We start from the raw sequence: 20057 nt of genomic DNA on the forward strand, positions 1-20057 counted from the left end.
TTTCAGGCAGCACACTCATACATTTAAGCGTCGGTTTAAGCTGGTAGTTTACTCGCCAAAACATCTACTTTTTCAATAGACGGTGGCTCTGAAAATAGCTCTTCGGCCTGAGCCATCAAAGCAGCTGCAACCTTGCCAGATAAATGCGCTTGGCGACCCACCTCATCAGGAAATGCATCAAAAATACCAAATGTTGTAGGTCCAAGACGTAGGCCAAACCACGCAACGGTCGCAGGTTCTTCCATTACAATAGGTAAACCGGCTTTAAGGAAAGCTTCCACTTCTTCTTCTTTACCCGGTTTAGCTTCAAGACGCACATATAAAGCTGTTTTAAGCATGACTAAAACTCCAAAATTGATTAGAATTCAAACTGATTCTGACATTGCTAATGTATGCATGTCAGAAAGTTTTGTTGTATAAAAGTTAAAAAAATTTCCCATAGCTGAGCCAAAATTTAGGTTTTTATTTCGACATAATGCTATGAATTTATTCAAGTTAATATCATTAACATTTGAATCAAAAATCAAGATATGAGATGATTAAATTCAATCTTAGTTATATAAGGATCAATTGACTCTACCTTAGATTTATAAGCTGACCTCTTCATCTGGAGATTATATTGCTCAAGAAGCATTCAAGAACAACATGTATATCCTCATATCTATGAAAGTTTTTTTGCTAGGAATTTGCTGTGAAACTCTATATGTTTCTCTATAAAGCTCGCAATGAAGTAATAGCTATGGTCATACCCTTCTCTTAGGTTAAGTGTAAGAGGATATTCTTGTTCCAAACAAATATCACTAAGCAGCTTAGGTCTTAACTGTTCTTCAAGAAAATCATCAGCTGTTCCCTGATCGACTAAAATAGGTAAATGAACTTCCGCGTTTTTGATTAATTCAATCGCATCATAGCTTTTCCATAAAGTTTCGTTTTCACCTAGGTAGTGTGTGAAAGCCTTTTTCCCCCAAGGTACTTGGCTAGGTGCAACAATTGGTGCAAAAGCAGAAATACTTTTATACAGCTCAGGGTTTTTTAACCCAATGACTAATGCACCATGACCACCCATGCTATGCCCCATAATGCTTTGGACTTGGTTGGTCGGAAAATTCAGGTCAATCAGATTTCTGAGCTCTTCCACAATATAATCATACATTTTGAAATGCTGTGACCAGGGTGCTTGTGTTGCATTCACATAGAATCCTGCACCTTGGCCTAAATCATAATCTGCATGATCTGGTACATCTTCTCCACGTGGGCTGGTATCTGGTGCAACAATAATGACTTTATGTTCAGCCGCATACTTTTGTGCTCCGGCTTTAGTAATAAAGTTCTGTTCGTTGCAAGTCAGCCCTGATAACCAATATAAAACTGGCAACCGCTCATCTTTGTCATGAGGTGGCAGATATATTGAGAATTTCATTGAACAGTTTAATGCTGTTGACTGATGGCAATACACTTCTTGCGATCCACCAAAAGAAGCATGTTTCTCAATTATTTCCATAATCAATTACCTATGTTGAGCAAGACTTCATGAGAAATCGAGTAAACAAAGAGTCTGTCATTCTCCACAGAGAATAGTGATTAAGATTTAAAATGTAGGCAGGTTTGTTGAACCTATACACGATGCCTACACAGATAGATGGGTTTTACAGATAATGTGCCGTTTTAGAGGATTCCATGCATGTCATTCATGATGCACATGCATGGAAAACTATAAGGTCTGACGGAATTATTCGTAATGAATTACAGTACGAATTGACTTACCTTCATGCATTAGATCAAAGGCTTCATTGATCTGATCCAAGCCCATCGTATGTGTCACAAATGGTTCTAATTGAATTTTACCTTTCATGGCATCTTCAACCATTCCTGGAAGTTGCGTACGACCTTTTACGCCACCAAACGCAGAACCTAGCCATTTACGACCAGTAACCAGTTGGAATGGACGGGTAGAGATTTCTTGACCTGCGCCAGCTACACCAATAATTACAGATTGTCCCCAGCCACGGTGTGCACTTTCAAGGGCTGCACGCATTACATTCACGTTGCCAATACATTCAAATGAATGATCTACACCCCAACCAGTCATTTCGACAATTACTTGCTGGATTGGTTTATCGTAGTCTTTAGGGTTCAAGAAGTCCGTTGCGCCAAACTCTTTTGCCAGCACAAATTTATCTGGATTCATGTCAACCACAATAATACGTCCTGCTTTAGCTTGACGTGCGGCTTGTACGACTGCTAGACCAATACCACCTAAACCAAAGACCGCAACACTATCACCTTCTTGTACTTTAGCCGTGTTGTGTACTGCACCGATACCCGTTGTTACACCACAACCTAGTAAGCAGACATGTTCGTGATTGGCTTCAGGATTGATTTTAGCCAATGATACTTCTGCCACTACCGTGTATTCACTGAACGTTGAGCAGCCCATATAGTGGTAAATCGGTTGACCATTGTAAGAAAAACGAGTGGTGCCATCTGGCATTACGCCTCTACCTTGAGTTTCTCGAACGGAAATACACAAGTTCGATTTTCCAGATTTACAGAATAGGCACTCGCCACATTCAGCGGTGTAAAGTGGAATTACATGATCACCTGGTTTGACGCTAGTCACGCCTTCACCAACCTCAACTACGACACCAGCACCTTCATGCCCGAGAATAGCCGGAAAAACGCCTTCAGGATCATCGCCAGATAAAGTAAATGCGTCTGTATGACACACACCGGTATGGGAAATCTTGATTAATACTTCACCTTTCTTCGGTGGTGCAACATCAACTTCAACAATTTGAAGAGGTTGACCAGGACCAAACGCAACGGCAGCACGTGACTTCATGGAATAATTCCTTATACAGATCTATTTTAAATATGATTTTAGAATCTTGGCGATTTCAGCCAATTCTTCTTTTCGTTGTTGTTCTGTGGTTTCACCTGATACTAAAGTGTCCTTTAAATGAACCTCTAACATCTCATTCATTAGACCATTAATAGCACCACGCACAGAGCATATTTGTTGCAGAATCGCACCACATTCCACATTGTCTTCTAGCGCTTTTTCAATCGCTTGTGTCTGACCTTTGATCTTTCTGACGCGTAGAAGAATCTTTTTTTTGTCTTCGACCTGATTAGGCATCAGACCTCCTTATTTGCTAGCATTGATACTATAGTACCCCATAGTATAAAAAAGAACAATATTTTTTATAAACCTTAAAAATTTAGGTAGTGTTTCAAAAAGTATGCTGAGATTAAATGAAGTCACTATTGGCTCTGCAACTGGATGCTATAATTAACTTTCCGAATCTTTACAATAGCTTATAAAATTAAACTTCTAACATAATCCCCCCACTTTCAACTAACTCTTTACGAAACATGTTTCTCAGGGATTTTAAAAGCAAAAGCTCTTAGGCGACTTCCTCACGGATTTAGGCATGCTTTCTGCTTCACAAAGCGACCTTTACCGCATCTTTCCTCCACAGACAAAGTGGTATGTCCTACCGCTAGAATATTGCGAGAAGCATTAATATCCGTATTCTTGCTAAAGCCACACTCAATACTGAACTAACACATCTAATCCGATACCTTATTTTGCAATTATTTCCCTCAATACCTATAGTGAAAAACTTACCAATACTTTGCTGACAGTCTTTAAATGCAGTGATAAAACTATCCCATTGATTACTTGAAATTCGGGTATAGTGAATACTTAACTGTTTCAACTTTTCCTTTAGTCGTTGGACTATAGCTATATCTCTTTTACCCCAAACATAAGTAACAATTTCTCCTGTTTTTTTCAGCACATATCACTTTTCAAAGTAGTGAACCGTACCGGGTTTGTCGGAGAGTCAATATTCTGAGAGACTATCCCGATGACAAAATTAAAATATACCCCTGAAATCAGAGAAAGAGCGGTTCAATTATTGATTGAATCTGAAAAAGATTATCCATCGAATTGGGCTGCGATCACCGCTATTGCTCCCAAGATAGGTTGTACTCCTGAAACACTACGTGTTTGGTATCAAAAATATTTAGATAAACAAAATCCAGTTAAAGTACAGCAGCTTTCAGACCAAGAACGTATCAAACAACTCGAACGCGAAAATAAAGAACTGCAACGCGCCAATGAGATTCTACGTAAAGCAGCCGCTTTTTTCGCCCAGGCGGAGCTCGACCGCCCACACAAATAATGGTGGATTTTATCCATAATAATAAACAGCTGTACGGAGTCGAGGCGATTTGTAGAATTTTACCGATCGCACCTTCAACCTATTACCGGACTTTAGATCTCACAGTAAATCCAGAACATCGAGCGAAACGAGATTTACATGACTTGCATCATGCTGAGGAGATCAAGCGAATTTGGAAAGAAAGTTCAGGTCGATACGGTGTGCGTAAGGTCTGGCAACAACTGAAACGTGAAGGCTATGTGCTTGCACGTTGTACAGTTGCTCGATTGATGCAGAAGCTAGGTATACAAGGTGTTTGGCGTGGTAAGAATAAACAAACTACCCGTAGCCGAGATGACCAAAAACGGGCAGATGATTTAGTGAAACGTAATTTTAGTGCTGATCATCCAAACCAACTATGGGTCGGTGACTTTACGTATATTCAAACTCATTCAGGCTGGGTCTATACCGCCTTTATTATTGATGTGTTTTCACGAGCAATTGTTGGATGGAAAGTATCTACACGGATGAATACAGATATGTTGCTCGATGCATTGGAGCAAGCATTGCATGATCGAGGCATGCCAAAGAATGTGATTCATCATTCCGACAGAGGTGTGCAATATCTTTCCATTCGCTATACCAATCGTTTAGAAGCAGCAAATTTACGAGCATCAGTCGATACGACAGGCGATTCATACGATAATGCTTTGGCTGAAACGGTGAATGGCTTATACAAAACATAGGTGATTGAATATCTAAAAGCAGTTTGGCAAGGTTTAGCAGATGTACAACTTGCGACACTAAACTGGGTAGATTGGTTCAATAAAAAGCGTGTACACAGTGCACTGGGTTATGTATCGCCTTTTGAGTTTGAAGCAATGTACTATGATAAGATTAACCCGTTAGGTCAGGTGGCCTAACTTAAATAAAAAAGTCTCCGACAAACCCGGTACGTTTCAATCAGCCTTCTATCCCCTGTCATATTGCTCACGGCTGCAGTGATCGCAGTCCCCCTTAATCAAGCGCCTAGGATTAAACTCGGTATTGGGATATTTAATTGCAGGATTAATTATTGGTCCATTTGGACTGGCATTTTTCTACGATTCTGCGTCTATTCTGCATATCGCTGAGCTTGGTATTGTGATGTATCTGTTTGTGATTGGACTAGAAATGCGTCCATCGTATTTATGGAGTTTAAGAAAAGAAATTTTTGGATTAGGTACATTACAAATTAGTGCCTGTTCATTGGGGCTAACGGCTGTAGGCTTGGTCTAAGGCTATTCTTGGCAAGTGAGTTTTGTGTGTGCTGCAGGCTTTGTACTCACCTCGACTGCAATTGTAATGCAACTTTTGGGAGATCGTGGAGACATTGCTCAACCACGCGGACAAAAAATTGTCTCGATTCTGCTGTTTGAAGACTTGTTGATTGTCCCTTTATTGGCAATTGTGGCACTGTTGCAAATAGCTGCTGATGGTAAGCTAAATACTCTTTTAGCTAAAGGATCAGCAGATGAATGCTTTCCATGGTCGTCATTTTCAGGGCGAAATCATTCTTTGGGCCGTCCTTTGGTACTGTAAATATGGCATCAGCTATCGTGAACTTCAGGAAATGCTCGCTGAACGGGGAGTAAATGTCGATCACACCACGATTTATCGTTGGGTTCAGCGTTATGCTCCTGAAATGGAAAAACGTTTACGTTGGTATTGGCGTAATCCTAAAGATCGACATTTATGGCGTCTGGATGAAACTTACGTAAAAGTGAATGGCAAATGGGCATATCTATACCGAGCAGTTGACCAACGTGGCCATACTCTTGATTTCTATCTTTCTGCTAGACGAAATACCCATTCAGCTTATTGTTTTCTTGGTAAGATTTTGAATCATGTCAAAAAATGGCAGATTCCACGAGTCATAAACACTGATAAGGCTCATACCTATGGCCGTGCTTTGTCGCGACTAAAACACGAAGGAAAGTGTCCTGAAGATCTGGAGCATCGACAGATTAAATACAAGAATAACGTGATTGAATGTGATCATGGCAAGCTTAAACGGATCATCAAGGCTACGTTGGGATTCAAGTCTATGAAAACGGCTTATGCCACAATTAAAGGTATTGAGGTTATGCGTGCTCTACGCAAAGCACAAGCTTCATTATTTTATAACGGTAATATTCTAGGAGAAGTTTGGCTAGTAAATAAAGTTTTCGGTCTCTAAGCTTTTTTGAAGGGAAAATCATCGACTCAGATCCCTATTTGCAACAGTGCCGAACCGAGCGAGTATCTACGAGCGATCAACTGGCATTAAAATTTTGCCCTTACCTTTTCTCTGATTACAAGCTCTCTTATGGTGTTCTTTTTGGCAATATTCCTGTATGTACCAAGCAAAGATGAACTAGACGAACATAGAGTTGATATGACTATACTTAAAAATATCCGCTACAAATCAAAGAGTGTGATGGAAAAATATTAATCAGAATTATGACTAAAAAGCTGTGTACTTATTTGAACCGAATAACATTAAAGAAAAAACCTATGACTGGTACCTAATCGACCCTAAAAAATATCAGGTGAGTGGTACTTTACTTATTTTTTATCATTACTAATCAGATCACCGCCTCGCAAAATAACTCGACTTTGAAACAAGGCTTAATCATACTTCAAAGTATCGAGTTAAAATGCTAATATTCATTAAGTTATTTCTAAGTGGAGGCAGAAAAATGAAGATCAAAATAATCTGTCTCATCACAATGATAATTGTATTAGCCTTAGCCGTTAAGATAGAAAATGACAAGGAAAAACAAAGGATTCATGAATCAATTATAAGTGATTAAACCATTTAAGCGCGTTAACTTCATATCTGATCCATTTCTTGACTAATCATAATTGTAAAAAATATGAAATGAAAAAGACCTTAGAGGGCAAACGAGAGCGTTTTAAGGCATTAAAAAACCCACAGAAGTGGGCCAAATCATTATTTCATGCTGAAACAATAGTTTTTACTAACCTCTGAGGGAATGGAACAACTAGTTAGCATATTTATTATAAATGCAATATGAATCAAAATGTTTAAAAGATGTATCTAAAAGGCTTCTTTATCATTTTTTTGTTTAAAAAATATTTGCCGAGCGAAGCAATAGCATAAAAAAAAGCCCACTCAAGGAAAGTGAGGTGGGCTTATAAACTAAAGATCTTTGAAAGCCAACAAGAAACCACAGCTAGTTTCTGTTCACTATTTGGTGGTGTTTCAAAAAGTATGCTGACATTAAATGAAGCCATTATTGATGTAAAAAAAGGTTAAGTCGAAAGCTTTAAAATGGTTTTCAATCTTTTTTGAAAAATTACAACTCCTTCTAAAACCACGCCTAATTCGATGCCTTATTTTGCAATTATTACCTTCAATACCTACAGTAAAAAATTTACCAATACTTTGCTTGCAGTTTTTAAAAGCAGTTATGAAACTGTCCCAATGATCACTTGCAATTCGGGTGTAGTGAATACCTAATTGTTTAAGCTTTGTTTTCAATCGTTGAACTGTAGCTAAGTCTCTTTTACCCCAAACATAAGCAACAATCTCACCTGTTTCTCGATGGTAGGCGTAAATAAGCCATTGTTTATTATTTTTATTTCCCACAAAAGTCCAAAACTCATCAACTTCAAGAGACTCATAATGACTTTGTTTAGGCTGAATTTGGTAGGTCGATTCGGTTAAAGTACGTAAAACTTTACCGATACTGATTCGCTCAACTTCAGCGATATCTCGTATACCACTACCTCTGACCATCAACTGTAATATTTTTCGAGTAATGCCTGAATTACATCCTAGATAGCTCAGAGCATGGTCACCAATAAACTGACGTTTACAGTCTTTGCACTGATAGTTTTGTTTCCCATCTACTTTGATGCCATTTTTCTTTATACTGTCACTGAGGCAGGTTGGACATTTGATTTCTAGAGTTATTCGCATTTCTCTATTTTATCAAAATTCAACCTGCTTTGTTTCAGCATACTTTTTGAAACACCACCCACTATTTTGTGTACTAATCAAATAATATTCAGTGGCAAAATACGCCAAATACTAAAATATTGTTAAATAAATCAAATTTTTAGAGCTGAAATCTACGATATTTATTTACAGAGTATAACGATTAAAGTAATAACTCTTTCTAAAAATAAGGAGGTTTGGAAAAATCTTATAGTTACCTTGATAATATCCACTCTCATTAGCTTCCTTATTTTATGCACTATAAATTTTTTATTTGGACATGGCATATATATTCCGTGGAGTGACCATAGCCATTGGACAGAGATATTAAGTATAGAAATAATACTCATGAGTTTAGTAATAGTAGGAGTTAGTACCTCTATGATTATGTTAGGGACATTTATTTCTAAAAATAATAGATAGCACAGAATTAACAATCTATAAGTTATAGAAATTACTAGATGTTTCTTTAATTCTGTTCTTTTCTATTCATTCGACACATAAGGTCACGAATTACGTAAACCCTATATAAGTTTATTTTTTATACACTCGGATGTCTTATTTCATACATTAATTTACAGCGATTTCTTGGTGCATAAGGCTCTAATAAAAGTGTTTTTTATTTTTGGCAGCCTTGATACGAGTCTGTTTAATGTTGAACTAGAAAGAGGAAATCCGCATGCGTGCTCTTACCTATCATGGTGCTCGGGATGTACGAGTTGAATCCGTTCCAGATCCAGTGATTCAGGAACCAGATGACGTCATTTTAAGGGTGACAGCGACTGCCATCTGTGGCTCAGATCTGCACCTATACCGGGGTAAAATTCCGGCCACTGAAGATGGCGATATTTTCGGCCATGAATTTATGGGAATTGTAGAAGAAGTCGGCCCTGAAGTCACAGAAGTCAAAAAAGGCGACCGGGTAATTATTCCTTTCGTGATTGCATGTGGTCACTGTTTTTTCTGTGAACATGAACTAATGGCTGCCTGTGAAAATACCAATACCGGCCGTGGTGCAATTCTCAATAAAAAACAGATTCCACCAGGGGCAGCTTTATTTGGCTTTAGCCATCTGTATGGTGGTATACCGGGTGGTCAGGCTGAATATGTACGGATTCCCAAGGGCAATATCGGACCATTTAAAGTGCCAGGTTCCCTGCCTGATGAAAAAGTATTATTCCTGACTGATATTCTGCCAACCGCCTGGCAAGCAGTGAACAATGCCCAAGTTGGTCGAGGTTCCAGTGTGGCGATTTATGGTGCTGGCCCAGTCGGTCTGCTGGCTGCTGCCTGTGCGCGGATGCTCGGTGCCGAGCAGATTTTTATGGTCGATCACCATCCTTATCGTCTGAGTTTCGCACATCAAACCTATGGGGTGATTCCGGTCAATTTTGATGAAGTCGATGCCGCTGAATTTATCATTCAAAATACCACGGGTTATCGTGGAGTCGATGCCGTCATTGATGCGGTCGGTTTTGAAGCCAAAGGCAGCATGCTGGAAACTGTAATGACTAACCTGAAATTAGAAGGTTCGAGTGGTTCAGCGTTAAGACAATGTATTGCAGCGGTCCGCCGCGGCGGTGTGGTGAGTGTACCTGGAGTTTATGCCGGTCCAATTCACGGCTTCCTGTTTGGTGATGCCTTTGACAAAGGTTTAACCTTTAAAATGGGACAAACTCATGTGCATAATTACTTGCCGCAGTTGCTAGAACATATCGAAAATGGAGATCTGTCTCCAGATCTGATTATTACCCATCGCATGAAACTGGAAGATGCTGCGGAAGGTTACCGTATTTTTGATAAAAAAGAAGAAGACTGTCGTAAAGTAATTCTGACGCCATAAATATGATTAAAGGAAAGCGCCATCAGGCGCTTTTTTATTTTTTATCATCATTTTATCAATCCTCTTTTTCTTGTTTTTAAGGGCTTTGTTGCACAAAGATTTGAAATGCAAAGCGCCCCTAATTGAGCCAAATTTAAGGCGTAACTTGGGTAAATGGTCGACCTGATTCCGTAAATCTGTTGAGCACTGCTACACGTGCATGAATCTCATTGACTTGGCTATCAAAACTCCTTGCACTGAGTTTATCTCCTAATAATTTGATGCAATGCATCTTATAGTCCGCACGTCAAAAAACCAATACAATACCGATATGAGTTATCCAATACATTTTAGAAAGAAAATATTAGCCAAGCTTGAAGAAGGTCAATCTATCCGAGCGGTTGCTCAGCACTTCGAAATTAATAAAAACACAATTGTCGAATGGAAAAAGCGAATCGAAATAAAAAGAACTCGACCAAGAAAACCATCTAAAGTTGATGATGATGCCTTACGTGCAGATGTTGAGCAATATCCTGATGATTATCAATATGAACGCGCTGCTCGTTTTGGTTGTGGTAATTCTACAATTGGAGATGCGCTCAAGCGTCTAAATATCACAGTTAAAAAAAGACCTTACGGCACCCGGAAACAAAAATAGAACTCAGAGAGCAGTATTTAAAAGATTTAAACCGATTAAGGTGTAAACACCCGATCATCTATCTAGATGAAAGTGGATTTAAATCTCATGAACATAGACCTCAGGGTTATTCAAAACAGGGAACTCCTTGTTATGGAACATATAATTGGCAATTAAAAAATCAAACCAATGCAATAGGAGCAATCCATGAGGGTAAGTTATTTGCAGTTGGTTTATTTGATAGCAAAGTAAATTCGGATATATTTCATTTTTGGGTAGATCAGTTTTTATTACCAGAATTACCCTCGAATAGTGTAATTGTCATGGACAATGCAGCCTTCCATAAACGACAAGATATACAAGATCTATTAGCCCAACATGGGCATCAAATACTTTGGTTACCACCGTATAGTCCTGACCTTAATCCTATTGAAAAAATGTGGGCATGGGTGAAAGCAAAAAGGAAAAAGTGGTTGGTTAACTCAATAGATAAGCTTTTTAGTCGTTTTTTTAACGAGTGTATGGGTAATTAAGCGGTTTGACTATAGTTTCAACCAACTTCGCCAATGATAGCCTGACCATTTTTTCCATAGTATCCTGCCTAAACGTTTAACTGTTCGAAGTAATTCATTTCGTTCTAGCGAGCTCATCTTTTTATCTTTCCATGGCTTCGCATTTTTTCTTGGTGGAATCACCGCATGCGCTTGCCGATCTGCAATTGCAATGACCTGACGGCATTGCTTGGTGTCATAAGCTCCATCGGTATAAACAGAGTCAATCCGCTCATCTTGTGGAATCTGATTAAGTAAATCACCAAGCACCTGTGAATCACTGACATTATTGGTTGTAAGCTGAAATGCTCGTATTTGCAGGGTTTTGGCATCTATACCAATATGTAGTTTACGCCATTGGCGACGATATTCAGGTCCATGTTTCTTGCGCTTCCATTCACCCTCACCTAGAAACTCCATGCCTGTAGAGCCCATGAGTAGATGCAGCCCATCTCTACTTTTTTGGTAGCTGATTACAATATCAATATGCTTTTGTCTTCTACAAAGCGTAGTGTAATCTGGAGCTATCCAATTTAATCCGCAAAGATGGATGAGACTTTGCACAAAGCCAGTAACCATACGTAAAGACAGACGAAATAAGGATTTAATCATTAAGCAGCATTGGATGGCTGCGTCGGAGTAGGTTTGATTTCGCCCTTGTTTGCCTTTTGATGGCGCATACCATTGCTTAGCAGGATCAAACCAAATGGCAATATTTCCGCGACTCATGAGTGCTCGGTTATATGCGGGCCAATTGGTTGTGCGGTAGATTTTAGGTGCGGGCTTATTCATTTGAAAATTATATTGTGGAATAAGCCTTTAGAAATAGGTTTGTGCAACAAAGCCCTTAGTTGAAAAAAATTTTAGATTTCATGCTCACACACCACCTAAAAAAAATATCTGATTGATTTTACAGGCTTTTAATTTAAGGTTTTATTCTACCCACTCGCAATATCAATGTTTAGTATCACGACTCACTAACTCATTAACTAAATATGGAGCAGTACGGCTATCTTGATTTTCTGTTATTTGTTTTGGTGTTCCTGCCACAACAATATTCCCACCAGCATTTCCAGCACCTGGTCCCACATCAATCATCCAATCTGCTTGTGCAACGGCACGCATATCATGCTCAATCATAACCACGGTATTACCCGCATCGACTAATCGCTGCAATTGAACTAACAATCGATCTACATCTGATGGATGCAAACCTGTAGTTGGCTCATCAAGTATATACAGTGTATTTCCACGCTGATTGCGTTGCAGCTCGGTCGCCAATTTAATACGTTGCGCTTCTCCACCAGATAGTTCAGTCGCTGGTTGCCCTAAACGTAAATAACCAAGGCCAATTTCCTTTAATAATTGTAGTGAACGAGCAATCGAGACCTCTCCATCAAAAAAATCACGTGCTTCATTGACGGTCATTCCTAATATTTCAGCAATATTACGTCCATTCCAGCGAATTTTCAGAGTGTCATCATTATATCGAGCACCATGACATGTCGTACAAGGGGCATATACACTTGGCATAAACAATAATTCTACACTGACAAAGCCTTCACCTTCACAAGTTTCACATCGCCCTTTAGCCACATTAAACGAAAAACGTCCAGCATCATAATGAGCTTGGCGAGCTTCAGGAGTCCCAGCAAATAACTTTCTAACATGATCAAATAAACCCGTATAAGTTGCCAGATTAGAACGTGGAGTACGGCCAATTGGTTTTTGATCAACCTGTACCAGACGCTGTATAGCCTCCACATCACCAGCCAGAGAACCCTGTGTAACCTCGGTAACCAACATTCCTTCATTTAAAGGATTATTTTCATTATTGTTTTCAGTTTCAGATTCATTGCCTAAATATGAAAGTACTAACTCGGGTAAAGCTTGAGAAACGAGACTAGATTTACCTGAACCTGAAATACCTGTAACTGCTGTAAGTACACCAAGAGGTATACGAGCATCAATATTATGCAGGTTATGTCGGTAAATATTGTTAAGTTCAAGCCAACCAGAGGGTGTACGTCCATAACTTTGAGTAACTGGGATTTTATTAAATAAATAACTTGCAGTACGTGAAGCTGAAATCTCACTTAAACCCTGAGGTACTCCACTATATAAAATATTACCACCTTGCTCTCCTGCATCTGGTCCAACATCCACTAACCATTGAGCACGACGCATGAGCTCTAAATCATGCTCTACAACAAATACGGAGTTTCCAGCGTCTCTTAATTTATCGAGAGAATCATATAATGACTGACTATCTGAAGGATGTAATCCAGCAGACGGTTCATCCAGTACATAAACTACACCAAATAGCATAGAACTTAATTGTGTTGCTAAACGCAAACGTTGTAACTCTCCCGCTGAAAGAGTCGGTGTGGCTCTATCTAATGTTAGATAACTAAGACCTAACTGGCGTAATTGATTTAAACGCCCCACCACACCATTTGCTAAACGCTGCGCAGCAATTTTCTTTTCATCTGAAAGTGCTGACGTGCGTCTTACATCTGGAGATACAGAATGCACTGCTCTACCTGTTGTTGCTCGTTCAGATCTATCAAGTTGGGTTACTTTATTATTAGTCTTTTCTCCAGCATCATGAGCGTCGAAATTGCCTAGAACAATGGGCTCAAGCAGGCAAGTTAACTTATCCAAAGAAAGTTGCATAAACTCACCAATATCTACTCCAGCAAAGGTAATAGATAAGGCTTCTGGTTTAAGGCGTTTACCATGACAGGAAGGGCATATTTTTCCTTCCATAAAACGTGAAACACGTTTTTTCATCAACGTACTTTGGGTATTAGCAAAAGTATGAAGGACATAGCGACGAGCACCAGTGAAAGTGCCCATATAGCTGGGTTCTAGTTTACGTTTAAGTGCAGATTGAGTCTCAGCGGGGCTTAAACCAGCATAGACAGGAACTGTTGGGGTTTCTTCAGTAAATAAAATCCAGTCTCTATCCGATTGCGGTAAATCTTTCCATGGTCGATCAACATCATACCCTAGGGTTACTAGGATATCGCGTAAGTTTTGCCCGTGCCAAGCAGGTGGCCATGATGCGATAGCTCTCTCACGAATACTGAGTGTTGGGTCAGGAACCATTGTCGATTCTGTAACTTCATAAATGTGACCTAAACCATGACAGGTAGGACAAGCACCTTGAGGAGTGTTCGGTGAAAAGTCCTCGGCATATAACATTGGCTGATCGGCAGGATATGCACCAGCACGCGAATAAATCATTCGCACGAGACTTGATAAAGTTGTTACACTTCCAACAGAAGAACGGGTATTACTTGCACCACGTTGTTGTTGCAATGCTACTGCTGGTGGTAGACCATCAATAGCATCAACATCTGGTACTCCGGCCTGATCTATTAAGCGTCTTGCATAAGGTGCAACAGATTCGAAATATCTTCTTTGTGCTTCAGCAAAAATAGTTCCAAAAGCAAGTGATGATTTTCCTGAACCCGATACACCTGAGAAAACAACAAGTGCATTTCTTGGGATAGAAACATCTACATCCTTAAGGTTATGCTCACGTGCACCTCGAACTTCAATACAATTATTAGATAAAGTAATGTTATTGTGTTCACCAAAAGAATGTATTTTCATGTTTCTACGAGCCTGTAAATTATTTTGTGTTAGTCCCATTTTTTATAAATGATCTTTTAATCGATCATCGAACTGAATCGTAAACCAATTCATTGCTAAACGCCAATTTTGAATTGGCATGGTCCATTTTTTAGCAGCATTTGAAGTTGCTAAATAAATGACCTTTTTCACTGAATCATCAGAAGAGAAGATCTTTCTCTTTTTAGTTGAATGGCGGATCACACTATTCAATGATTCAATTGCATTTGTTGTATAAATCGCATGACGTATTTCAGCAGGATAGCTAAAGATCGTTCGGATATTTTCCCAATTTGCCCGCCAGGATTCTCCAATTTTTGGATACTGATGATTCCATTGATCGCAGAAGATACCTAGGGAATTTAAAGCATTTTCTTCTGTACTTGCCTGATAGATCGCCTTCAATCCTGCTGTTACAGCTTTGTAGTCCTTCCAGCTCACAAATCTCAGGCTATTGCGTACAACATGCACGATACACAGCTGGATGTCAGTATGAGGGTAGACAGAAGCTATCGCATCAGGAAAGCCTTTTAGCCCGTCTACACAGGCAACAAGAATATTTTGCACTCCTCGATTTTTAAGCTCTGTCATGACTGACAGCCAGAATTTGGAACCTTCTGTTTGAGCAAGCCACATGCCAAGAAGTTCTTTTTGGCCATCCAAGTTAATGCCTAATGCTAAATAAACTGATTTATTGATTACTGTTGAATGCTGACGAACCTTAACAACAATGCAATCTAAATAGACAACAGGATAAAGACTATCGAGTGTTCTATTTTGCCATTCTGTCACTTGTTCAATGACAGCATCCGTTACCTTACTAATAAGGGAGGCAGATACATCGGCATCGTACATTTCTTTAAAAAAAGCAACAATTTCTCTATTTGTCATTCCTTTCGCATATAGCGAAAGAATTTGATCATCCATGCTAGTAATGCGCGTTTGATGCTTCTTAATAATCTGTGGTTCAAAAGAGCCGTCACGATCACGAGGGATATCTAAAGCAAGCTGCCCATCTTGTGTTAGAACTGTTTTGGAGCTAAAACCATTACGTGCATTAGATCCTTTCTTAGGTTGATGCTTTTCATAGCCTAAATGTTCAGAAAGCTCAGTATTCAGAGCGGTTTCGATCATGAACTTTTTAAATATGGCTGTCATTTGGTTTAAATCTTCAGGAGTTTTTAAACCTTTAGCTAATTCAGCTGCCATACTTTTGATTGTAGCTTCATCCATGTGAAGTACCTCTTTTTATTATCCTCAGTAGGATAAATGAAAATTAAGTACTTACACAAAATTTAGAACAGTCCCCCTTAAAATTATATGGCGGATATAAGCTCTATTTAACTTATGTTCACCTAAAATTTATTTAATTATCACAAAAATAGTATCATTTTTTGAATTTCATATAACGCCCATTATGTTAATTTTAGGAAATATAAATAATTCTTTAAAATTATTTCTTCTTTTTTGCTAAATCAAAAATTTCATTCAGACTCTCTCCAGCAACATCATACAATCCCATAAATTTACTAAGACTATCGGACAATTCTTTTTCTGAAGGAGGCTCTTGTTGACCAAAATTTTTATCTTTATCAAACCACATATCTAACTCTCTATTCTTTAACTTATCTCGCATTTCATCACTTAACTTACTCAACTGTTGATTGCCGGTTTGTTTTGCAAAATCGGCAATAAAGCTATAGCTAAACTCACGCCAAGGAGCTAGATATTGTCTTTTCATTAGCATTAAAGACATATGGGCAATAGCTGCTTTACAAGAGATTAAATATTCATCTTGACATGGTAACGTAATAATTTCTTTATATATTTCAGTTACATCTATCCAATCTGAATTACTGGAAATTGAATCAAAAAATTGGTCAAAATTACAAGGAAAGACTTTTCTTTCTAAATGATCAGCAATCCTAATATCTAAACTTTCAAAAAACTTACTTGCAAGCTCAGAACAAAAAGAACTTTCCGTATTATTTATATCAGCACCTTCTTCAGGTACTTCTAGAAATTTTATATTATATTTTTGATTAAAAAACTTCAAAGAAGATCTCAATAAATTATTTTCATCTATATCAGCTAAACTCTTATTTCGTAAGACTCTCCATGTTGTTTCACAATCATTTAGCTCTTCTAATAAAGGCGAGAAGTGAACTCCTTTTACTGTCGTAGCGTGAATAATAACTCCATCCCCTATATGTATCATCACATGGCTACTTTGGGCTTTTTTATAATAAAGTTTTTGAGCGTTAACCAGCCATTTCGATGGTTTTTTTGAGCCTGTGACTAAAATTATATCTCCTATATTTAGTTGGCTATGAATTGCTAAATACTGCTGCTGAACTTTACTTTCCACAAAAATTTCCTTTTTAAGAATTTGCTCCAATATACTGCTATTACGGTAAATATCTACTGATTTGAAGTGGCTTTGTTGCACAAACCTATCTCTAAAGGCTTATTCCACAATATAATTTTCAAATGAATAAGTCGACACCTAAAATTTATCGCACAACCAATTGGTCTTCATATAACCGAGCTCTCATTAATCGTGGAAATATTGCCATTTGGTTTGATCCTGCTACGCAATGGTATGCCCCATCAAAAGGCAAACAAGGACGAAATCAAACTTACTCCGACGCAGCTATCCAATGCTGCCTAATGATTAAATCTCTCTTTCGATTGTCTTTACGCATGGTCACTGGCTTTGTTCAAAGTCTCATCCATCTTTGTAGGTTAAATTGGATAGCGCCAGACTACACTACAATTTGTAGACGACAACAGCATATTGATATTGTGATTAGCTATCAAAAAAGTTGTGATGGACTATATCTAATCGTTGACTCTACAGGTCTGAAATTCTTAGGTGAGGGTGAATGGAAGCGTAAAAAACATCAGCCTGAATATCGTCGCCAATGGCGTAAATTACATATTGGTATAGATGCTAAAACCTTACAAATACGCGCTGTTCAGCTCACAACCAACAATGTGAGTGATTCACAGGTACTTGGTGATTTACTCGATCAGATTCCACAAGACGAGAGAGTTGACTCCGTCTATACCGATGGAGCTTATGATACCAAACAGTGCCGACAGGTCATTGCGGATCGGCAAGCACATGCAGTGATTCCACCAAGAAAAAATGCGAAGCCATGGAAAGATAAAAAGATGAGCTCGCTAGAACGCAATGAGTTGCTTCGAACAGTTAAACGTTCAGGAAGAACTATTTGGAAGAAATGGTCAGGCTATCATCGGCGAAGTTTGGTTGAAACTAAGATGCATTGCATCAAATTATTGGGGAATAAACTCAGTGCGAGAAATTTTCAAAGCCAAGTCAATGAGATTCATGCACGTATGGCAGTATTAAATAAATTTACGGACTTAGGCAGACCACATACCCGAGTTGTCACTTAAATTTGAGTAGATATGAGAAGTCTTAACTTTTAAATCTTTGTGCAACAAAGCCGTTTTAGATTCACTTTTTTTACAGTCTTTTGAAATTTTTTCTAAGGTTTTTAGACTCTTAGTATCATTAAAAGAATTATTTAACATATCAACGCATTTATCGTTATTTTTTAAAGAAGTACAGTATTGATTTAATTTATCTTTTGGTACTATTTTATATAGAATGGAGCTTATTAATTGAATTTCTTTATATTCTTCTGATAACTTAACTTTATCAAAATATTCTTTTGCAGTAGCTTTATCTTTTAATATATAAGCTCCGTAACTCATACACTTTGATGCTGAGTAAGGAGCGAGTATTTTTTTATTGTGTATACCATTAAAACAATATAGGTCTACTTGATCATTTTTCCTTAATTCAGAAGCGTAGTCGGTTTGTTCTGTATAGGCTCTAAAAGTATGGTATTTGCTATTTAAATTGATAAAAACTTCATTATTTTCTATTTGTACATTTTGTACTGATCCTTTAATTCTGAACCATTTATTACTATATTTTTTATAAAATAAGACCTGATTTTCTTCAAAATCTTTTTGAACTTCGTCTGGAGTTACAGCATTTTCAGGAGATTTTTTTATAATTTCATCCCATTTAATGAATGTTTTTCCTTTATCTAACCATGCATTGTAATCATTCTGAATAAGTGAGATTTCAATTGTATTGTCCTCAGTTGCGTTTGAATAATTTGACATCATTAGCATTAGTAAAGGAAAGATCCAATATCTCATATTCAGTTATTCTCAATAAGTAGAGTTTATTATATTAAAAATTTATTTAAATTACTAATATATATAGTTTATTTTATATGTTTTCGTTTTTTTTAAGTTTTTTATCCTAACTCTTTCCAAATTTTCCATTTAATATCATTTGGGTCTATTTCAGTAGTTTTAAAAAGAACTCCAAGTAATGGCATTTTACAGTTTTCCTAAAATTAACATAATACACCTTATATGAAATTTAAAAATGGAGCTTAAAGCTCCATTTTTAAATAACTTTTTTTAAATTGCTAAGCGTAAATTCAGTGCTTTTACAACTTTAATCACAGTATCAAAACTAGGGTTAACATCACCAGAAAGTGCTTTGTAAAGACTTTCTCGGCCTAGACCTGTATCTCGTGATAATTGAGCCATTCCTTTAGCTTTAGCAATGTTACCTAAAGCTTTAGCAATGAATGCAGCATCACCATTAGATTCATCGATACAGGCTTGTAGGTAAGCTTGCATATCTTCTTCTGTTTTAAGATGCTCAGCACTATCCCATTTACGAAGTTTGATAGCCATTTACAGCTCCTCCTCTAAATCTTGTGCTAATTGTAGGGCAAGTTTTATATCTTTACTTTGCGTAGACTTATCTCCGCCTGCTAAGAGAATAACGACCCTTTGCCCTTGCTTGCAGTAATAAATCCTATAGCCAGGTCCAAAGAAGAAACGTAACTCAGAAACACCTTCACCGACTGGTTCAGTATCTCCAAAGTTCCCATCTTCAACCCGATCAATTCGGACTTGTATGCGTCTTTTTGCCTGTTGATCTTTTAACTTGGTAAACCAATCATCAAAGGCTTCTGTGGTATATATTGAGTACATAAGCAAAATGTATCCTATAGGATACGTTTTTGCAAGACATAAACTTGGTTCTTTAGGCCTGAGGCACTGATGTTATTCACCAATTAAAATGTCTATGCGATAAACCATTTAAAATGTCCTGTTTTTAACCACAAGAGTCAAGCACAGGATTTAACTTTCTTTGTTCAATAACAGCTTTCTGAGCTTTACGACTCGGCAT

General features: G+C 37.9%; 17 protein-coding genes, 5 pseudogenes and 1 other annotated feature. Of the genes and pseudogenes, 7 read left to right on the forward strand and 15 right to left on the reverse strand.

Annotated features, from left to right (window positions below; all coding sequences use genetic code 11):
• Positions 1 to 35: 35 nt before the first annotated feature.
• From F985_RS19585 to F985_RS0104655, 6 genes and pseudogenes are all read right to left on the reverse strand, one after another.
• Positions 36 to 338, reverse strand: coding sequence for a putative quinol monooxygenase (locus F985_RS19585; protein ID WP_004704245.1), 303 nt, complete (start codon positions 336 to 338; stop codon positions 36 to 38).
• Positions 339 to 661: 323 nt separating this feature from the next.
• Positions 662 to 1501: an S-formylglutathione hydrolase gene (fghA, locus tag F985_RS19590; RefSeq protein ID WP_000402508.1), complete on the reverse strand. Its 840-nt coding sequence runs from the start codon at positions 1499 to 1501 to the stop codon at positions 662 to 664.
• A gap of 228 nt (positions 1502 to 1729) precedes the next feature.
• Positions 1730 to 2842, reverse strand: coding sequence for an S-(hydroxymethyl)glutathione dehydrogenase/class III alcohol dehydrogenase (locus F985_RS19595; RefSeq protein WP_000842147.1), 1113 nt, complete (start codon positions 2840 to 2842; stop codon positions 1730 to 1732).
• Between the two features lie 21 nt (positions 2843 to 2863).
• Positions 2864 to 3139, reverse strand: a complete 276-nt coding sequence (locus tag F985_RS19600) for a metal/formaldehyde-sensitive transcriptional repressor (protein WP_001133624.1) — start codon at positions 3137 to 3139, stop codon at positions 2864 to 2866.
• Positions 3140 to 3407: 268 nt separating this feature from the next.
• Positions 3408 to 3558 (reverse strand): annotated as a pseudogene (locus tag F985_RS26350) (RNA-guided endonuclease InsQ/TnpB family protein); the annotation flags it as partial.
• Positions 3559 to 3572: 14 nt separating this feature from the next.
• Positions 3573 to 3797, reverse strand: a pseudogene (locus tag F985_RS0104655) (IS1 family transposase); the annotation flags it as partial.
• 75 nt (positions 3798 to 3872) lie between these two features.
• Between F985_RS0104655 and F985_RS25395 the strand changes: the two are divergent.
• The 3 genes and pseudogenes from F985_RS25395 (at position 3873) to F985_RS19620 (ending at position 6387) form a co-directional block, all read left to right on the forward strand.
• Positions 3873 to 5092 (forward strand): annotated as a pseudogene (locus F985_RS25395) (IS3 family transposase).
• Positions 4148 to 4264, forward strand: a sequence feature (AL1L pseudoknot). It overlaps the preceding pseudogene by 117 nt.
• Positions 5093 to 5131: 39 nt before the next feature.
• A pseudogene (locus tag F985_RS25800) lies at positions 5132 to 5630 on the forward strand (cation:proton antiporter domain-containing protein); the annotation flags it as partial.
• Positions 5631 to 5682: 52 nt separating this feature from the next.
• On the forward strand, positions 5683 to 6387 hold the full coding sequence (locus tag F985_RS19620) for an IS6 family transposase (protein WP_004704254.1): 705 nt from the start codon (positions 5683 to 5685) through the stop codon (positions 6385 to 6387).
• Positions 6388 to 7434: 1047 nt separating this feature from the next.
• Here F985_RS19620 and F985_RS19625 read toward each other — a convergent pair.
• Positions 7435 to 8136, reverse strand: coding sequence for an IS1-like element ISPa14 family transposase (locus F985_RS19625; protein ID WP_001223318.1), 702 nt, complete (start codon positions 8134 to 8136; stop codon positions 7435 to 7437).
• 697 nt (positions 8137 to 8833) lie between these two features.
• Between F985_RS19625 and F985_RS19630 the strand changes: the two genes are divergently transcribed.
• Positions 8834 to 9997 (forward strand): zinc-dependent alcohol dehydrogenase, encoded by a 1164-nt coding sequence (locus tag F985_RS19630; protein WP_001202406.1) that lies wholly within the window; start codon positions 8834 to 8836, stop codon positions 9995 to 9997.
• 133 nt (positions 9998 to 10130) lie between these two features.
• Here F985_RS19630 and F985_RS25805 read toward each other — a convergent pair.
• Positions 10131 to 10271: pseudogene (locus F985_RS25805) on the reverse strand (IS5/IS1182 family transposase); the annotation flags it as partial.
• A 36-nt stretch (positions 10272 to 10307) separates the two neighbouring features.
• Between F985_RS25805 and F985_RS19635 the strand changes: the two are divergent.
• Both F985_RS19635 and F985_RS0104675 read left to right on the forward strand, forming a co-directional pair.
• The gene (locus F985_RS19635) at positions 10308 to 10634 is read left to right on the forward strand and encodes an IS630 transposase-related protein (protein ID WP_004703692.1); all 327 of its coding nucleotides are present in this window, start codon (positions 10308 to 10310) and stop codon (positions 10632 to 10634) included.
• On the forward strand, positions 10631 to 11146 hold the full coding sequence (locus tag F985_RS0104675) for an IS630 family transposase (protein ID WP_050559959.1): 516 nt from the start codon (positions 10631 to 10633) through the stop codon (positions 11144 to 11146). The genes F985_RS19635 and F985_RS0104675 overlap by 4 nt, the downstream gene beginning before the upstream one ends.
• A gap of 9 nt (positions 11147 to 11155) precedes the next feature.
• On the opposite strand, the gene F985_RS19640 is transcribed toward F985_RS0104675, so the two are convergent.
• From F985_RS19640 to F985_RS19655, 4 genes are all read right to left on the reverse strand, one after another.
• Positions 11156 to 11956, reverse strand: a complete 801-nt coding sequence (locus F985_RS19640; RefSeq protein WP_031944556.1) for an IS5 family transposase — start codon at positions 11954 to 11956, stop codon at positions 11156 to 11158.
• 162 nt (positions 11957 to 12118) lie between these two features.
• Positions 12119 to 14785, reverse strand: a complete 2667-nt coding sequence (locus F985_RS19645; RefSeq protein ID WP_025469209.1) for an excinuclease ABC subunit UvrA — start codon at positions 14783 to 14785, stop codon at positions 12119 to 12121.
• 42 nt (positions 14786 to 14827) lie between these two features.
• Positions 14828 to 16036 carry an IS256 family transposase gene (locus F985_RS19650; protein WP_004704260.1) on the reverse strand — a complete coding sequence of 403 codons (1209 nt, stop codon included), beginning with the start codon at positions 16034 to 16036 and terminating at the stop codon, positions 14828 to 14830.
• A gap of 220 nt (positions 16037 to 16256) precedes the next feature.
• Positions 16257 to 17252 (reverse strand): YiiX/YebB-like N1pC/P60 family cysteine hydrolase, encoded by a 996-nt coding sequence (locus F985_RS19655; RefSeq protein ID WP_004704261.1) that lies wholly within the window; start codon positions 17250 to 17252, stop codon positions 16257 to 16259.
• 41 nt (positions 17253 to 17293) lie between these two features.
• Here F985_RS19655 and F985_RS19660 point away from each other — a divergent pair, with 41 nt between their 5' ends.
• Positions 17294 to 18226, forward strand: coding sequence for an IS5-like element ISAba13 family transposase (locus F985_RS19660; RefSeq protein WP_004704262.1), 933 nt, complete (start codon positions 17294 to 17296; stop codon positions 18224 to 18226).
• Here the strand turns inward: F985_RS19660 and F985_RS19665 are convergent.
• The 3 genes from F985_RS19665 to F985_RS19675 all read right to left on the reverse strand — a co-directional run bounded on the left by F985_RS19665 (position 18194) and on the right by F985_RS19675 (position 19858).
• Positions 18194 to 18967 carry a hypothetical protein gene (locus F985_RS19665; protein ID WP_228128586.1) on the reverse strand — a complete coding sequence of 258 codons (774 nt, stop codon included), beginning with the start codon at positions 18965 to 18967 and terminating at the stop codon, positions 18194 to 18196. The two genes, F985_RS19660 and F985_RS19665, sit on opposite strands and share 33 nt — an antisense overlap.
• A gap of 306 nt (positions 18968 to 19273) precedes the next feature.
• Positions 19274 to 19555 carry an addiction module antidote protein gene (locus F985_RS19670; protein WP_000985610.1) on the reverse strand — a complete coding sequence of 94 codons (282 nt, stop codon included), beginning with the start codon at positions 19553 to 19555 and terminating at the stop codon, positions 19274 to 19276.
• A complete protein-coding gene (locus F985_RS19675; protein WP_000286963.1) occupies positions 19556 to 19858 on the reverse strand; it encodes a type II toxin-antitoxin system RelE/ParE family toxin in 303 nt (100 codons plus the stop codon).
• Positions 19859 to 20057: the final 199 nt, after the last annotated feature.

The organism is Acinetobacter seifertii (assembly GCF_000368065.1).
Classification (GTDB): Bacteria; Pseudomonadota; Gammaproteobacteria; order Pseudomonadales; family Moraxellaceae; genus Acinetobacter; species Acinetobacter seifertii.

Coding starts and splice junctions, on each gene's coding strand:
- F985_RS19630 (WP_001202406.1), top strand. CDS start 8,834: ATGCGTGCTCTTACCTATCATGGTGCTCGGGATGTACGAGTTGAATCC.
- F985_RS19650 (WP_004704260.1), bottom strand. CDS start 16,036: ATGGATGAAGCTACAATCAAAAGTATGGCAGCTGAATTAGCTAAAGGT.
- F985_RS19625 (WP_001223318.1), bottom strand. CDS start 8,136: ATGCGAATAACTCTAGAAATCAAATGTCCAACCTGCCTCAGTGACAGT.
- fghA (WP_000402508.1), bottom strand. CDS start 1,501: ATGGAAATAATTGAGAAACATGCTTCTTTTGGTGGATCGCAAGAAGTG.
- F985_RS19660 (WP_004704262.1), top strand. CDS start 17,294: ATGAATAAGTCGACACCTAAAATTTATCGCACAACCAATTGGTCTTCA.
- F985_RS19595 (WP_000842147.1), bottom strand. CDS start 2,842: ATGAAGTCACGTGCTGCCGTTGCGTTTGGTCCTGGTCAACCTCTTCAA.
- F985_RS19600 (WP_001133624.1), bottom strand. CDS start 3,139: ATGCCTAATCAGGTCGAAGACAAAAAAAAGATTCTTCTACGCGTCAGA.
- F985_RS19635 (WP_004703692.1), top strand. CDS start 10,308: ATGAGTTATCCAATACATTTTAGAAAGAAAATATTAGCCAAGCTTGAA.
- F985_RS19675 (WP_000286963.1), bottom strand. CDS start 19,858: ATGTACTCAATATATACCACAGAAGCCTTTGATGATTGGTTTACCAAG.
- F985_RS19670 (WP_000985610.1), bottom strand. CDS start 19,555: ATGGCTATCAAACTTCGTAAATGGGATAGTGCTGAGCATCTTAAAACA.
- F985_RS19665 (WP_228128586.1), bottom strand. CDS start 18,967: ATGTCAAATTATTCAAACGCAACTGAGGACAATACAATTGAAATCTCA.
- F985_RS19640 (WP_031944556.1), bottom strand. CDS start 11,956: ATGAATAAGCCCGCACCTAAAATCTACCGCACAACCAATTGGCCCGCA.
- F985_RS19620 (WP_004704254.1), top strand. CDS start 5,683: ATGAATGCTTTCCATGGTCGTCATTTTCAGGGCGAAATCATTCTTTGG.
- F985_RS19645 (WP_025469209.1), bottom strand. CDS start 14,785: ATGAAAATACATTCTTTTGGTGAACACAATAACATTACTTTATCTAAT.
- F985_RS19585 (WP_004704245.1), bottom strand. CDS start 338: ATGCTTAAAACAGCTTTATATGTGCGTCTTGAAGCTAAACCGGGTAAA.